At 63.6% G+C, this 13813-nt stretch carries 13 protein-coding genes; 6 read left to right on the top strand and 7 right to left on the bottom strand.

All coding sequences use genetic code 11. The features are described 5' to 3' along the window. Positions 1–74: 74 nt before the first annotated feature. From GM676_RS27020 to GM676_RS27035, 4 genes are read right to left on the bottom strand one after another with little or no spacing between them, the layout of a single operon-like run. Positions 75–992 carry an alpha/beta fold hydrolase gene (locus tag GM676_RS27020; protein WP_155467307.1) on the bottom strand — a complete coding sequence of 306 codons (918 nt, stop codon included), beginning with the start codon at positions 990–992 and terminating at the stop codon, positions 75–77. A gap of 1 nt (position 993) precedes the next feature. Then, positions 994–2193, bottom strand: coding sequence for a sterol desaturase family protein (locus GM676_RS27025; RefSeq protein WP_155467308.1), 1200 nt, complete (start codon positions 2191–2193; stop codon positions 994–996). A gap of 3 nt (positions 2194–2196) precedes the next feature. Further along, positions 2197–4596, bottom strand: coding sequence for a TonB-dependent receptor (locus GM676_RS27030; RefSeq protein WP_155467309.1), 2400 nt, complete (start codon positions 4594–4596; stop codon positions 2197–2199). Then, complete coding sequence (locus tag GM676_RS27035; RefSeq protein ID WP_155467310.1) at positions 4520–5782, bottom strand: MFS transporter; 1263 nt, start codon at positions 5780–5782, stop codon at positions 4520–4522. The genes GM676_RS27030 and GM676_RS27035 overlap by 77 nt, the downstream gene beginning before the upstream one ends. A 180-nt stretch (positions 5783–5962) precedes the next feature. Between GM676_RS27035 and GM676_RS27040 the strand changes: the two genes are divergently transcribed. The 6 genes from GM676_RS27040 to GM676_RS27065 all read left to right on the top strand — a co-directional run bounded on the left by GM676_RS27040 (position 5963) and on the right by GM676_RS27065 (position 12565). Then, entirely contained in the window at positions 5963–6982 is a 1020-nt protein-coding gene (locus GM676_RS27040) for an AraC family transcriptional regulator (RefSeq protein ID WP_155467311.1), read from the top strand. A gap of 117 nt (positions 6983–7099) precedes the next feature. Further along, positions 7100–8680: a xylulokinase gene (locus GM676_RS27045; protein WP_155467312.1), complete on the top strand. Its 1581-nt coding sequence runs from the start codon at positions 7100–7102 to the stop codon at positions 8678–8680. Then, the gene (locus GM676_RS27050) at positions 8677–9318 is read left to right on the top strand and encodes a class II aldolase/adducin family protein (RefSeq protein WP_155467313.1); all 642 of its coding nucleotides are present in this window, start codon (positions 8677–8679) and stop codon (positions 9316–9318) included. Before GM676_RS27045 ends, GM676_RS27050 begins: the two co-directional genes overlap by 4 nt. A 9-nt stretch (positions 9319–9327) precedes the next feature. Next, a complete protein-coding gene (locus GM676_RS27055) occupies positions 9328–10797 on the top strand; it encodes an aspartate aminotransferase family protein (RefSeq protein ID WP_155467314.1) in 1470 nt (489 codons plus the stop codon). A gap of 15 nt (positions 10798–10812) precedes the next feature. After that, positions 10813–11463, top strand: a complete 651-nt coding sequence (locus tag GM676_RS27060; protein ID WP_170304369.1) for a class II aldolase/adducin family protein — start codon at positions 10813–10815, stop codon at positions 11461–11463. Positions 11464–11500: 37 nt separating this feature from the next. After that, positions 11501–12565 (top strand): acyl-CoA dehydrogenase family protein, encoded by a 1065-nt coding sequence (locus GM676_RS27065; protein ID WP_155467318.1) that lies wholly within the window; start codon positions 11501–11503, stop codon positions 12563–12565. A gap of 113 nt (positions 12566–12678) precedes the next feature. Here GM676_RS27065 and GM676_RS33005 read toward each other — a convergent pair whose 3' ends face one another. The 3 genes from GM676_RS33005 to GM676_RS27080 all read right to left on the bottom strand — a co-directional run bounded on the left by GM676_RS33005 (position 12679) and on the right by GM676_RS27080 (position 13810). After that, positions 12679–13041, bottom strand: a complete 363-nt coding sequence (locus GM676_RS33005; RefSeq protein WP_211923298.1) for a GNAT family N-acetyltransferase — start codon at positions 13039–13041, stop codon at positions 12679–12681. Further along, positions 13041–13316, bottom strand: coding sequence for a type II toxin-antitoxin system TacA family antitoxin (locus GM676_RS27075; protein ID WP_155467321.1), 276 nt, complete (start codon positions 13314–13316; stop codon positions 13041–13043). The genes GM676_RS33005 and GM676_RS27075 overlap by 1 nt, the downstream gene beginning before the upstream one ends. 92 nt (positions 13317–13408) lie before the next feature. Beyond that, positions 13409–13810 carry a VOC family protein gene (locus tag GM676_RS27080; protein WP_155467324.1) on the bottom strand — a complete coding sequence of 134 codons (402 nt, stop codon included), beginning with the start codon at positions 13808–13810 and terminating at the stop codon, positions 13409–13411. Between the last annotated feature and the right edge of the window lie 3 nt (positions 13811–13813).

The raw sequence follows: 13813 nt of genomic DNA on the forward strand, positions 1-13813 counted from the left end.
CCTCTGGTTGAGTTGAGTCTTCGCAAACCCAAATTTACCTTAAGAATCACAATGGCCGCCCTCAAGCTGCCTTCCTAAACGCCGATTCCGGCGAAGTCTTCATACACCACGTCGTGGGACACAATCCTTTTTTCGGGTTGCTCCAGCATGGGCAGGTGGCCGGTGTTGGGCATGATGATGACTTGGGAGCGCGGCAGCAGGCGGTGCAGGATCTGGGCACCAGCTGGGTTCAGCATGCGGTCCTGGGCGCCCCAGACGATCAGCGATGGCGTGCCTAGGCCTTTGATGCGCTCTTCCACGCCCGGCTCATGGCTCAGGTGCTGAGCGATGATTTTTTCCATGCCCTCGTTTTTGGCGCGCTCCTGACCGATGTAGTCCATCATCGGCTTGGGGATGAACGGCGGGTCGCTCATCGCCAGGTCGGCTTCGGCGTCGAAATCTTTTTTCGGGTTGACCTTCATCTTGTCCATGTCGCTCGGCGGTGCGGTGCGCAGGCCGCCGGCGTCCAGTAGCCACAGGCTTTGCACCTCGTCCGGATGATCCGCCGCATACAGCAGCGCGATCTGCCCGCCCATCGAACTGCCGCCCAGATGCAGGCGTTTCAATCCCAGCGCTGCGGCAAACGCGCGCATGCGTTGCGATTGCGCTTCTGCGCCATAGTTGGCGCCCTCCGGCCGTGAGGATTCGCCAAAGCCGTTGATATCGGGGATGATGACCCGGTAGCTGCCCACCAGTCCGCGCGCCACGTAGACGAAGTTGTCCTTGTCGTCGCTAAAGCCGTGCAACAGCATCAGCGGCTCGCCGTTGCCGCCTTCCAGATAGACCACTCGCGCGCCATCGGACAGCGTCACTTCCTTGCGCTCCAGGCCTGATCGCATGCGTTCGACGTTGATGAAGAAACGCGTGGTCGGCCCCGGGGCCAGATACACGCAACCAATTAGCAGCACGGCCAGCATCAACACGCCGGCGGCCATTATTTTTGCAATGCGCATGTCACTGCTCCGGATAGCCAAGGATGAGGAAGTCGCGACTGACCGGCGGCGACCAGTACACGCTGCCGAACACGATCCAGAAGCGCGTTGACCACGATTTGTTCATTTTCAGTTCATAGCCGATTTGCTGCCAGCCACTCAGCACGATGGCGAAGGGGCTGAGGCGGATATGCGGGTTGTTGGTCAGCCCGACGCGCGGCATGGTGCGGGTCGGCGTGCGGTAAGTGCCAAACACGCGGTCCCAGAACAGGAAAGGACTGCCGCCAATGTTGATAATCTCGTCGCCCTCCTTCGACGTGTGGTGCATGTAGTGATACACGCCGTTGCCAAAGTACGCCGATGTCCAGCGCACCAGCGGATTGCGGTAGGCGAAATCGTAGAACACGCTGGTGTGATTGAACTTCTCCAGCACGATGCCAAGACTGCCCAGTACCAGCGTTTCGGCCAGCAGCGGCTCGTGGTAAAACAGTTTGGTGCTGATGGCCGCGAACGCAATCGACGGGAAGCTGCCGAATATCTCCGGCAAAAACATGAACGGCCCCACTCCAACCGGATGCATGATCTCCGCCGAATGATGGCATCGATGTGCGCCATACCACACCAGCCGCGAATGGTGCGCCAGCCAGTGCGAGAAGTATCCCGGCAAGGCGCCAAACACCATTCCAAGCGCCAGCGCCAGTGGATACGGCAGCGCCACCAGCGTTGGAATGTACCGCTTGAGCAGGTCCAGCGCCACCGTGTAACCATCCGACAGCAGGTTGGCGCCAGCCTCGTAACGAAAGCCCAGCAAATAAGCCACGCCGCCCAGCAGCGCAAACAGCAGCAGCCCGACCGCCATCGCCACCAGATTGGACAGGAAGTGCGCCATGAAGATGGGGATGAACCGCTGCCGCCCATAACGCCGCAACGACAACCCGAAGCTGACCATCGCAAACAACGAGATGTACACACCCAACGCTATGATCAACAGCCAAGCCATACGATCGAATTGCGCCTGATCCAGCATGCCCGCCAGCGGATTGGTGCGCGCATCGACATGCCCGGTGAGGAAGCGATACAGTCCGCTGCCGGTATCGGCCAGCATGTCGAACGCTCCGAAGGCGATTAACAGCACGCCCATCGCCACCGCGAGGCGCGCCACCGTATGCGCCTCGCTGTGGGCGAAGTCGTAATGCCACACCCGCGACAACAGCTTTTTCATCGCTTACAGATTGGCGCTGAGTGCAAGACCAATGTAGCGCGGCGCGCTGATGCTGGCATACGGCGTGCCGAGAATGCTGGAGGTCTGCCCGCCCGGCGTGCCGATGTAACGCTTGTTGAACAGATTATTCACCAGCAGGGCCACGCCGTAGCGGCGGTCGGCATTCATCCAGCCCAGTTTGAGGTCGGCGCGCTCGGTGGCGACGCCGGTTTCAAACGCGCCGCCGCGCAGGCAGCCCCACTGCCGGATGATCTGCGCATTGCAGCGTGTCTTGCTGGTGTAATTTCCCTGAAGACTCAGGTCCGCATGGCCGCCGAATGCCGGCCAGGTGACGTTCACGCCCGCCATCATGGTCAGTTTGGGCGACCCGACCGGCTGGCCCGAGAGATTCACGATGTTGCCGGCCCAGTCGGTGAACTGTTTCTGGTCGTAGGTGTGGTCCAGATATTCCAGCGCGCCAAACAGGCGCACCGATTGCGATACCTTGATGCTGCCATCCAGATCCACACCCTTGCCGCGTTGGTTGGAGCTGGTGATGTTATAAGTCGGCACGCCACCGCCCGATACCGACACCAGCTCGATCCCTTGCAAGTTCTTGAAGCGGTACGAGAACACCGAACCATTCAGCGACAACCGCAGCGCCGGCAAATAGGTCTTGAAGCCGGCTTCGAAGTTGGTCATTTTCTCCGGCGCGAACGCGCCGCCAGCATCGCTCGGCTGGAACACGTTGAAGCCACCCGACTGATAGCCTTTGGACAGCGAGGCAAACAGCATGGTGCTGGCATCCAGCTTATGGTCGATCACCAGGCGCGGACTGGTATCGCGCCAGCTCTTGCTGGCTGTCGGGAACAGTGGCGCCACCATGGCCGCATTGGCCAGCACGATGGCGTTCAGTCCGAGCACGCCGCTGGCGACCATGGCGGCGGTCGGATCGGAGCTGGTGGCGGCCGGCACGTCCCAGCTGGTGGTCTTGCTATCGCGGGTGAAGCGAACGCCCAGCGTGACGTTGGTTGAGGGCGTGGCATGCCATATCACGTCGCCGTAGATGGAGGCGGATTTGGAGGTCAGGCCATTGATCATCTGCTCGTGCCATTGCGTGCCGGATGCCGGTGCACCGCCCGAGAATGGCGTGCCGTCGCCCAGCGCCAAGCCATACAACACCGGGAACAGCGGCACGCCGGCCGGAATGCCGCCCGCCGCGAAAGGACCGGTGTTGTAGTTGAGCGTATCCAGCGTATCGGTGGTGGTGTTGACGTCCGAGATTTGCGTGACCTTGGCGCGGAACAGGCTCACGCCGGCCACCCAGTCCAGCAAATCGTTCTTGCTGCTCAACTTGAATTCCTGCTGCCAGGTGGTGTTGCGCTCGGCGTTGGCGGTATCAAGATAGGTGGCGATGTTGGCGGTGCCGTCGTTGTCCTGGCGGTTGTAGCTTCTGAACTTGCGCCACGAAGTCGTGGAAGCGAAAGTGGCGCCGGCCAGCGGTGTTTCAAACCGCAGCGTCACACCATTCAACGACAGGGTTTCGCGCGCCGGCGCGTCGTTGCGCAAGGTAGTGTGCAGCGGGTTGACAAAAGTCCGGGCCAGCACCGCAGGATCGGGATCGAATGGCGGCAACTCGCCCGACGCCACTTGCGGCGACACGCCAAACGCCGGCCGCGCGGTCTGGTCGATGTCCTGATGCTCCCAACTGAGAATCGCCTTGGTCTGGCTGGAGGGCGCCCACTTGAGCGACATGCGCGTGCCCCAGGCGCCCTCGCCGCCCATCTTTTCGCCGTTGTAGGCGTTGGTGGCCCAGCCATCGCTGCGATTGCGCACCGCCGACAGCCGCAAGGCCAGCGTATCCGACAAGGGCTGGTTCAGCACACCCTCGCCATACACGCTGCGATGGCTGCCCACGCGGACGGTGGCATTGGCCTCGCGTTCCATCGACGGTTCATTGGCGACAATGGCAATCGCGCCGGCGGCGCTGTTGCGGCCGAACAGCGTGCCTTGCGGGCCTTTCAGCACCTCAACGCGCTGCACGTCGTTGAAGTCCAGCAGCGAGCCACCGGTCTTGCCAAGGTAGACGCCATCCAGATACACGCCCACCGGCGCGTCGGTGGCGATACCGAAATCGCCGGTGCCGATGCCGCGCAGCGCGAAGTTGGGCTGGGTGGGCTGCGAGCCGTCCACCGACAGGCCGGGAATGTAGCCGTTCATGTCGGACAGGTTGGCCGCGCCCAGGTCGGCGATATCTTTCGCGCTCACCACCTGCATCGAAATCGGCACGTCGCGCAGCGATTGCGCGCGGCTTTGCGCCGTGACGATGACGCTGGGGACGGCCGCGTCATCGGCCGCCATGGCCGGTAAGGCCATCAGCGCCTGCGATATTGCGAGTGCCAACTTGTGCTTCTTCGTGCTCATGTTTCGTCCTTTTTATTGTATTAAACACGGCCATGGCGCCAGCCCATGCCAGGCCCACGACTCCCACCGCAATCACACTGAACATGCCTGGTCCGCCGCTGACGAATAGCTCGCCGGCCAGCGCGGTGCCGATGCCGGCGCCCAGCATGGCGATAATCAGGGTGCGCATCACCAGCGCGCCATCCGGGTCGTTCTCGGTCAGCAGGCCGGTAAGGAATGGCGTCAGCATGTAAAAGCCGACGTTGATCATGATTTGCGACAGCAGGAACGGCCACTGACCGGCGATATTGAAGAAGGCGTACACCGAAGCGCCAAGTATCAAGAAGCCCAGCGCCACCAGCGGCGCGCGCCGGGCTGGATTGCGCGTCAACGAAGGCACAATGGCGCCGACGAAGCCAAGGATGGATGACAGCGCGAGGAACAGGCCTACCGTTTCGGCCGCGATGCGGGCGCGCTCGCCGACGTAGCCGCTCACCGCCCACTGGCCGGCCTGCACGCCATACACCAGCAGCACGACCACCAGCACCAGCGCCAACCGCGACCGCGACAAGCGCGAGGCCAGCGCAGGCGCCACCGATGCAGCCGATGCAGCCGATGCGCCGGGTGCTGCCTGCGCCGCCCCTGTCGATGCCGCGCCGCGCGGCCGGATGCTGAGGATCAGTGGCGCCAGCGCCACGCCAAACGCCGCCAGCCACAGAAAGATCGGCCCGCGCCCGGCCTGCGGCGGCAGCACGGACAACACGTACAGCAGCCCGCCCATGCACACGCCTCCCACCAGGTTAATCTGGCCCCAGATGCGCTCCGCCTCGGCCTGCGCCGCCACGTTATAGGTAATCAGGCTGAATAAAGCGCCCTCGCCTACGCCGGCCAGCAGGCGCGCGAGGCTGAGGGTCGCCACGCTGTCCGTCACATGGCTCAGCAACTGCCCGGCCACCATGGCCAGCACGCCGCCGGCCGCCACCTGCCAGTGTGCATGCCGCACCAACCGTGGACATAGCAGGCAATACAGCGCAATGCCGCCGATCTCCGCGCTGGCCACCGCCGTCGCCGTGGCCTCGTCGATGCCGGGAATGCGGCACAGCGCCATCACGATCAGCGGCATCACCATGGTGCCGTTGAGGGCTGCGGCAAAGGCTGCGCTCAAGCCGCCGACGCGGAGAACGCTGGATGACATGACTGGAGGCATAGTCAACTCTTTCCCGGAATGGAATATTGACAAGAATAGCGCCAAGCCGCCGGCGGGCGGTGGGTCATTTCCGGCCACACGCAGGGTGTTCGCAGGACAAGCTCCGTTCATGCAAGGCCGTGGCAGGATAGCCACGCCCGCACTTGACGGGGCCGATCCGGCCATGGGACGCTCTGCACCATGACTGACACCGACAACTATAACGGCTACACCACAGCCAATATTCCGGTCTACCTGCTGCGTTGCCTGGCCGCGACAATGGCCGAATTCGGCCACGATCCGGCGCGCCTGTGCCTCGGCCTCGGTTTCACCATCGAGGACTTGAGCAATCCGGCCTGCCGCGTCTCGTTCCGCCAGGGCAGCGCGCTGATACGCCGCGCCTTGCAGCTGGCGCCGGGCAAGGGCCTGGGCCTGCTGATCGGCGAGCGCGAAACCATCGCCTCGATAGGCCTGGTGGGCTACGCCATGATGACCTGCGCCACCCTCGGCGACGCTGTGGCGCTGGGCATGAGCCAGCAGAAGTTCACCGGCAGCATGCTGGAATTCGAGATGCGGCAGGACGAACAATATGTCAGCGTCAGCGCCTGCAACCGCTTTCACGAACCGGACATCCAGATGTTCCTGGTCGAGGAAGCCTTTGCCAGCTTCCTGCAAGTGGCGCGCGGCCTGGCCGGCAACAGTTTCCTGCCACGCCGCGTGGACCTGAATTATGCGGCGCCGGCCTACGCCAGCGAATATGAGCGCATCTTCCAGTGCCCGGTGCGATTCGGCCAGCCTGTCAACGCTTTCGTCACCGATGTCGAATGGGCCGCGCGGCCCTTGCTGACCTACGATCCGCTCAGCCACCGGCAGGCGCTGGAATTCATGGAAATCGGCTTCTCGCGCGAGCGCGAAAAGGTGGATCTGTTCGAATCGATAGAGCGGGCGGTGCGCCACAACCTGCGCGAGCAGCCCAGCTTTGCCGACATCGCCCGCAAACTGTGCCTGAGCGAGCGCACCTTACGCCGGCGGCTGGCCGAGAATGGCGTGTCGTACCAGGCCTTGCTGGACAACGTGCGCAAGAACCGGGCGCTGGAAATGCTGGCCAATCCGCGCCTGTCGATCGAGCAGGTGGCGTTTGAAATCGGCTTCTGCGACTCGCATAACTTCCGCCGCGCCTTCAAGCGCTGGACCGGCAACACACCCAGCGAAATGCGCTAACCCCGGTCAGGAACTTGGCCGGAATCGCCCCCTATTCCGACCGCTTTTGCAATAACGCCCCGCCCAGCCCTGCCTCTATAGTCGTGCCATACCATCACGACAGAGGCGTAACGCGGCATGGACGAACAACTGGTACTGGCGGTCGACCTGGGCACCTCGGGCTGCAAGACCGCGCTGGTGTCGCGCAGCGGCACAGTGCTGGCCTGGGCCTATCGCCCGGTGACGCTGCATCTGCTGGACGGCGCTGGCGCCGAGCAGGTGCCGGAAGACTGGTGGCAAGCCTTGCTCGCCACCGCGCACGAAGTGCTGGACAAGGCCGGCGTGTCCGCGTCGCGCGTGGCCGCGGTGTGCTGTTCGACGCAAGGCGAAGGCACCATCCCGGTCGATCGCGAAGGCATCCCGCTGATGAACGCCATCACCTGGATGGACATGCGCGGCGCGGCCTCCTTGCGCAAGCAGGTACGCGGCTGGGTCAACGTGGCCGGCTACGACCCGCTCAAGCTGGCGCGCTGGCTGCGCCTGTGCGGCGGCGCGCCGGCGCTGTCGGGGAAAGATCCGGCGGCCCACATGCTGTTCATCCGCGACATGTACCCGCAGGTGTACCACAACACCTACAAATTCCTCAACGTCCTCGATTACCTGAACTTCCGCCTGACCGGCCGCTTCGTCGCCACCCACGACTCCATCCAGACCTCGTGGGTGACCGATAACCGCGACGTCGACCGCATCCGCTACAACGACAAGCTGCTGCAAGCCAGCGGCATCGAGGCGGACAAATTCCCCGAACTGGTGCCCTGCACCGAAGTGATTGGCGTGTTGCGCGCCGACGTGGCCAATGCTCTGGGACTGCGACGCGGCACCGCCGTGGTGGCGGGCGCCATCGACAACAGCGCGGCCGCCATCGGCGCCGGCACGCTGGCCGATGGCGACGCCCATCTCTATCTCGGCACCTCGTCGTGGATAGGCGCGCACGTCCCGCAGAAGAAAACCGACATCTCGGCCATGATCGCCGCCATCCCGTGCGCCGTTCCGTCCAAATACCTGATGATGGCGATGCAAACCTCGGCCGGCAATAACCTCAGCTTCCTGAAAGAGAAAATCCTCTATCACCAAGACGAACTGCTGAACGAGGAACAGCTGCCGGACGTGTACAAAATCTTCGACCGCATCGCCGCCAAGGTGCCGGCCGGCAGCCAGGGTTTGCTGTATGCGCCGTGGCTGTATGGCGAACGCTGTCCGGTGGAAGACCGCTCGCTGCGCGGCGGCTTGTTCAACCTGTCGCTCGACCACACGCGCGAAACCGTGATCCGCGCCATCCTCGAAGGCGTGGCGCTGAACACGCGCTGGATGGTCGATCCGGTGCAGCGCTTCCTTGGCCGCAAACTGGACTGCCTGACGGCGGTGGGCGGCGGCGCCACGTCCAACGTCTGGTGCCAGATCTTTGCCGATGTACTGGGGCTGCCGATCCGCCAGTTGGCCGAACCGATGCAGGCCAATGCCATCGGCGCGGCCTATATCGCCTTTGTCGGCCTGCGTCAGCTGGACTTTGCCACCGCCGCCGCACAAACGCGATACCGCGCCACCTACCAACCGAACCACGTGCACCGCAACCTGTACAACGACAGCTTCGGCGCCTTCACCGAACTGCATCGGCGGCTAGCGCCCTTGTATCAGCGGCTGAACCATCAAGGACTATGAGCTCATACACCACCCACAAGGCGCAGGTGATCGACGCCTGCCTGACGCTGGCCAACGCAGGCTATCTGGCCGGCACCGGCGGCAATCTCGCCCTGCGCATCAACCATGAACTGTTCGCCGTGACGCCGTCCGGCGCCGACTACTACGCGCTGAAACCAGATGATATCTGCGTGCTGCGGCTGGATACGCTGGAACAGGTGGAAGGCTCGCTCAAGCCCTCGGTGGAAAGCGCCATGCACGCCTGCATGCTGCGCTTCAAACGCGACATGCAAGCCAGCGTCCACACCCACCAGCCGCTGGCCAGTGCGGTGGCGCTGCTGAATATCGACCTGCCAGTGCAGGACGAAGCGCAGCGGCGCGCGCTGGGCGAGCGCGTGGCCATCGTGCCGTATGCGCCGTCCGGCACCGGCCTGCTGGTGCGCGCCTTCCGCCGCAAGCTGCGCGCCAATCTGCATGGCTATCTGTTGAAGAATCATGGCGTGATCTGCGCCGCTCCCGATATGACGGAAGCGATCGCGCATGTCGGACGCATCGAAGCGGCGGCTGCGGATTTCCTGCGCCGGCGTATCGCCGCCGCCAACACCGCGCCTGCTGCCGTGCGCCAGATGGCGCTGGCCGCATTGAATACCCATCCCTGAGGAATGACCATGACACTTGCCGCCACCGATCTCCAGCCCGTAGCCGATCAATACGCGATCAGCCAATGGCACGATACCGCCACCGTGTACGCCCGCCTGCAAGCGCTGCTGCGCGAGCCGGTGCGCCCCATCAAGCGTGACAAGATGGACGCGGTGCTGAATTACTTCGAGCAGAAATGCCAGCGCTCCAAACAGCTGGCCGCGCGCACGGCGGAGGTGATACCGGGCGGCGTGCAGCACAACCTGGCCTTCAACTATCCCTTCCCCATCGCGGCCGACCGCTGCGATGGCGCCCACCTGTGGGACGTGGACGGCAACCAGTACATCGACTTCCTGCAAGCCGGCGGCCCCACCCTGCTCGGCTCCAACTACGCGCCGGTGCGCAAGAAGGTGCACGAACTGTTGGATCACTGCGGCCCGGTGACCGGTCTGTTTCATGAATACGAGGTGAAGCTGGCCGAGTTGATCCGCCAGTACATGCCGAATATCGAGATGTTCCGCATGCTGGGCTCCGGCACCGAAGGCGTGATGGGCGCGATCCGTCTGGCGCGGGCCTACACCAACAAGAAATGGATCATCAAGATCGGCGGCGCCTATCACGGCTGGAGCGACCAGATGGTGTACGGCATGCGCCTGCCAGGCACCGGCCGGCGCGAGGCGATCGGCATTCCTTCCGGCTCCACCGCGTACACGCAGGAGTGCTTCCCCAACGATCTGGATGCGCTGCGGCGCAAGCTTTGGCTGAACAAGCTGCGTGGCGGGACGGCGGCGGTCATCGTCGAGCCGTTGGGACCTGAGAGCGGCACGCGCCCCATCTACGAAGACTACAACCGTCAGGTGCGGGCGCTGTGCGATGAATTCGGCGCGCTGCTGATCTTTGACGAGGTGGTGACCGGCTTCCGCATCGGCATGGGTGGCGCGCAGGGCTACTTCAACGTGCGCCCGGATCTGACGGTGTTCGGTAAATGCCTGACCGGCGGCTACCTGATGGCCGGCGGCATCGGTGGGCGCAAGGACGTGATGATGCTGCTGGCCGGCGGCATCGGCTCGACCAGCAAGCGCGCGTTTGTGGGCGGCACGCTGTCGGCCAACCCGCTGTCCTGCGTGGCCGGCTACCACGCTATCGCCGAAATGGCGCGCACCAATGCGGCGGTGGTGGCCGGACGCGCGGGCGACCGCCTGTGCAAGGGGCTGAGCGAAATTGTCGATCGCCTGGGCCTGCCGTATGTGGTCTACAACCAAGGCTCCATCGTGCATCTGCAAACCTCGGCCGTGCTGCTCATGAGCATGCGCAATCCGATCAAGCTGATGAAGGAGGTCAACGCGCGCAAGCACATGATGGAAGAGATGGGCGCGGCCTACATGGCGCATGGCCTGGTGACGCTGGCCGGTAGCCGCATCTACACCAGCATGGCCGACACCGACGCCATCATCGACGAGGCGCTGAACCGCTTCGAAACCGTGCTGCGGCTGGTCTGAGCGGGAGCGATGTCAATGAACTACGACAGCGCCATCGCGCGCCTGAACGAAGCCGCCTCGCGCCTGCGCGCCAAAGGCTTGCTGGAGCCGGACGACACGCTCTCCATGCGGTTGGCCGGCTGCGGCAACATCCTGCTGCAAACCGGCTCCGGCCCGGCGCAACAGGTCGACATCGTTCCGCTGGCGGAAGGCGGAACACGGGGCTCGCTGACGGCACAACATCTGGCGGTCTATCGCGCCCGCGCCGATGTCGGTTGCGTGCTGCTGAACCGGCAGCCCTGGGCTTCCGCCTTGCACACGCTGGCGGGCGACATGCCCGGCGTATTCGACGAACAAATCCGCCACCTCGGGCGTTCGGTCGCCTTGCTGGAAGGCCCGGTGGAACTGCCCGCCATCCAGGTGCGCCTGCGCAGCGGCGCCAATGCGTGGGTCGCACCCGGCCACGTGCTCTGTTTCGGTACCCTGCCGGAGCGCACCGTCTTCAATGCCGAACTGCTGGAAAAATGCGCCAAAGCCTACGTGCTGGCGACCAGTGCGGGCCTGCCGATCGGCCGCATCCCGTGGCTGGTGCGTTGGATCGCCAACGGCCGCCTGCTCAAGGACGAACGCAGCGCCGCCGAACAATACGCCATGGGCCAGATGCCGGTGCTATCGACCGCCTACTGACGCGGCGCCGCGCCGCCGGCTGTGCGACAATGTCGGCATGAATCCGCCAGCCACGTCCCCGCTCTCGCCCGTTGATGCACACCGTATTGAACGCCACGCCGCAGCGGCCGATGCCGCGGGCTTCCTGCACCCGGTCCATCAGGCCTTGCTGCACCGGCGTGGCTGGCTGAAGATGCTGGCGCCACGCGCGGCCGGCGGCGCCGAACTGCCATTGCCGGAGGTCGTGCGGCTGGAAGAAGCCGTCGCCGCAATTGATGGCAGCATGGGCTGGGTATTGACACTGTGCGCGGGCGCGGGCTGGTTCGCCGGATTTCTGGCGCCGGAACTGGCGCGCCAGATCATCGGCACGCCGCGCGTCTGCCTGGGCGGCAGCGGCGCATCGACCGGTTACGCCGATGAAGACGACGACGGTTACCGCATCAGCGGCCGCTGGGACTACGCCAGCGGCGCGCCAATGGCGACCCACTTCACCCTCAACGCCATTCTGCGCGCCAACGGCCAGCCGCTGCTGGACGAACAGGGCGCACCGCGGAGCCGCGCCTTCCTGGTGCCGGCGGCGCTGGTGCGGGTCGAGGACAACTGGCGCAGCATCGGCATGCGCGCCAGCGCCTCCCACAGCTATCGCATCGAAGACGCGTGGGTGAGCAAAGAACACGGCTTCACCATCCGCCCCGATGCCGCAACGGCAAATGGCCCGCTCTACCGCTTCCCGTTTTACTCGCTGGCCTACGTCACGCTGGCGGCCAACGTGGCGGGCATGGCCAGCCACTTCGTGCGGTTGGCGCGCGAATGCATCGGCCGCCGTCAGAAAGGCATGCCGCTACTGGAAGAAAAGGAACAAAGCCTGCACGCCGCCCGCACGCACTTCTACCAAACGCTGGACCGCAGCTGGGCCCAGGTGGCTGGCGGCATCACACTAAGCGATGACGACATGCTGTCCATCCAGACCAGCTCACTGAAGCTAGTCGCCACCGCGCGCGCCGCCGTCGACGAGTTGTATCCCTACTGCGGCCTGCACGCCGCCCACGCGGAAAGCACCATCAACCGCGTCTGGCGCGACTTCCACACCGCCAGCCAGCATTCACTATTACTGCCTGCGTAACTGAACTCAAGCCCGGCCAATCGACAAGTACAACGTCAAGGCCGTGGTTTCCGTGCGCCGAAACCCAAAGCCCTCGTAGAAGGCAGCCACTTGCTCATCCTTGGCATCCACAATTAGCGCTCGCACACCCATCGTTTTCTCACTGCCCGCGCCAAATTGACGGCGTGACCAAGCAATAACTGCCCGTAACCTTTTCCTTGCTCAGATTGGGATATAGCCAAGCGCCCTATCCTCATTGCGGGTACTGGATACTTGGGTAGCCGCTTACGGTCACCTACGTGTAGCTCATGCAAGTAAAGCTGAGTGGCTGACAAGGCGCAGTAACCCAGGATACGCGTTGGGTGTGCTTCATCGATCAGGATGCTGATGCTGTGCTCTCGCTGCCGCAAGTAGCAGTCCAGCGCCACGACACCACAGGTGAACCCGTTTCGGTCATGAAGAGCACCGTCAAAGACCGTGACGGCAAGCGCCATCATTAACGCCGGGTGAGACGAACAGCAGCTTTCATCGCCTTCTTCAGGCGATCATTAGGGCGGAATGGTTCATCCAGCGCAGCAAGGAAGCGGCGAGACTCTTGTTCGGACAGCGTAGCTACGCCTTCGGCAGCTATCGTGGTATCAGCTTCACGCAGCACGGCATCACGCACAAAAGCCGACACTGCCATCCCACGCAACGCAGCAGCTTTCGTGATGCGGTCCTTTTCTCGCGTTTCAAGACGAAGATCAAGGCGGGCTGTGGAGGTGGTGGCCATGACATACTCCTTTTTTGTACGAGAATTTACCGTACATATATATCAGACGCTATTGTAAGCTGAATTGATGGACCTCAATGAGCTATCAGCAATCAGGTGCCACAATTAAGCTTCCAAGGAACGCCGAAACGGTCGGTCACGATGGCGTAGCAAGGCGACCAGAAGGTTTTCTGCGGGGCCAGCACCACCTGCCCGCCGGTTTGCAGCGCGTTGAAGAAAGCCCTCACCTTCGCCTCGGAGTCCACGCCAAGCAGCACATAAAAGCCCTTGGGCTGTTGATAGCGGGCCGGCTCCACATCGGCGCCCGCGATCTCGACGCCATCGATGTTGATGTTCGCATGAACGATCATCTGCGCATGCGCCTCCGAGACCGCCGGCACCGGCGAATCCTTCACCCGCAACAGCGTTCCAATCCGGCCGCCCAGATGCTCGGCATAAAACCGAAAGGCCTCCTCACACTGCCCGTTGAAATCGATATGGAATGACAAGCTCATGGT

The organism is Duganella radicis, from assembly GCF_009720825.1.
GTDB classification, from domain to species: domain Bacteria; phylum Pseudomonadota; class Gammaproteobacteria; order Burkholderiales; family Burkholderiaceae_D; genus Rugamonas; species Rugamonas radicis.

Excerpts from the sequence above, each read along its gene's own strand:
- GM676_RS27020 (WP_155467307.1), bottom strand. The coding sequence starts at position 992 with ATGCGCATTGCAAAAATAATGGCCGCCGGCGTGTTGATGCTGGCCGTG.
- GM676_RS27025 (WP_155467308.1), bottom strand. The coding sequence starts at position 2,193 with ATGAAAAAGCTGTTGTCGCGGGTGTGGCATTACGACTTCGCCCACAGC.
- GM676_RS27030 (WP_155467309.1), bottom strand. The coding sequence starts at position 4,596 with ATGAGCACGAAGAAGCACAAGTTGGCACTCGCAATATCGCAGGCGCTG.
- GM676_RS27035 (WP_155467310.1), bottom strand. The coding sequence starts at position 5,782 with ATGCCTCCAGTCATGTCATCCAGCGTTCTCCGCGTCGGCGGCTTGAGC.
- GM676_RS27040 (WP_155467311.1), top strand. The coding sequence starts at position 5,963 with ATGACTGACACCGACAACTATAACGGCTACACCACAGCCAATATTCCG.
- GM676_RS27045 (WP_155467312.1), top strand. The coding sequence starts at position 7,100 with ATGGACGAACAACTGGTACTGGCGGTCGACCTGGGCACCTCGGGCTGC.
- GM676_RS27050 (WP_155467313.1), top strand. The coding sequence starts at position 8,677 with ATGAGCTCATACACCACCCACAAGGCGCAGGTGATCGACGCCTGCCTG.
- GM676_RS27055 (WP_155467314.1), top strand. The coding sequence starts at position 9,328 with ATGACACTTGCCGCCACCGATCTCCAGCCCGTAGCCGATCAATACGCG.
- GM676_RS27060 (WP_170304369.1), top strand. The coding sequence starts at position 10,813 with ATGAACTACGACAGCGCCATCGCGCGCCTGAACGAAGCCGCCTCGCGC.
- GM676_RS27065 (WP_155467318.1), top strand. The coding sequence starts at position 11,501 with ATGAATCCGCCAGCCACGTCCCCGCTCTCGCCCGTTGATGCACACCGT.
- GM676_RS33005 (WP_211923298.1), bottom strand. The coding sequence starts at position 13,041 with ATGATGGCGCTTGCCGTCACGGTCTTTGACGGTGCTCTTCATGACCGA.
- GM676_RS27075 (WP_155467321.1), bottom strand. The coding sequence starts at position 13,316 with ATGGCCACCACCTCCACAGCCCGCCTTGATCTTCGTCTTGAAACGCGA.
- GM676_RS27080 (WP_155467324.1), bottom strand. The coding sequence starts at position 13,810 with ATGAGCTTGTCATTCCATATCGATTTCAACGGGCAGTGTGAGGAGGCC.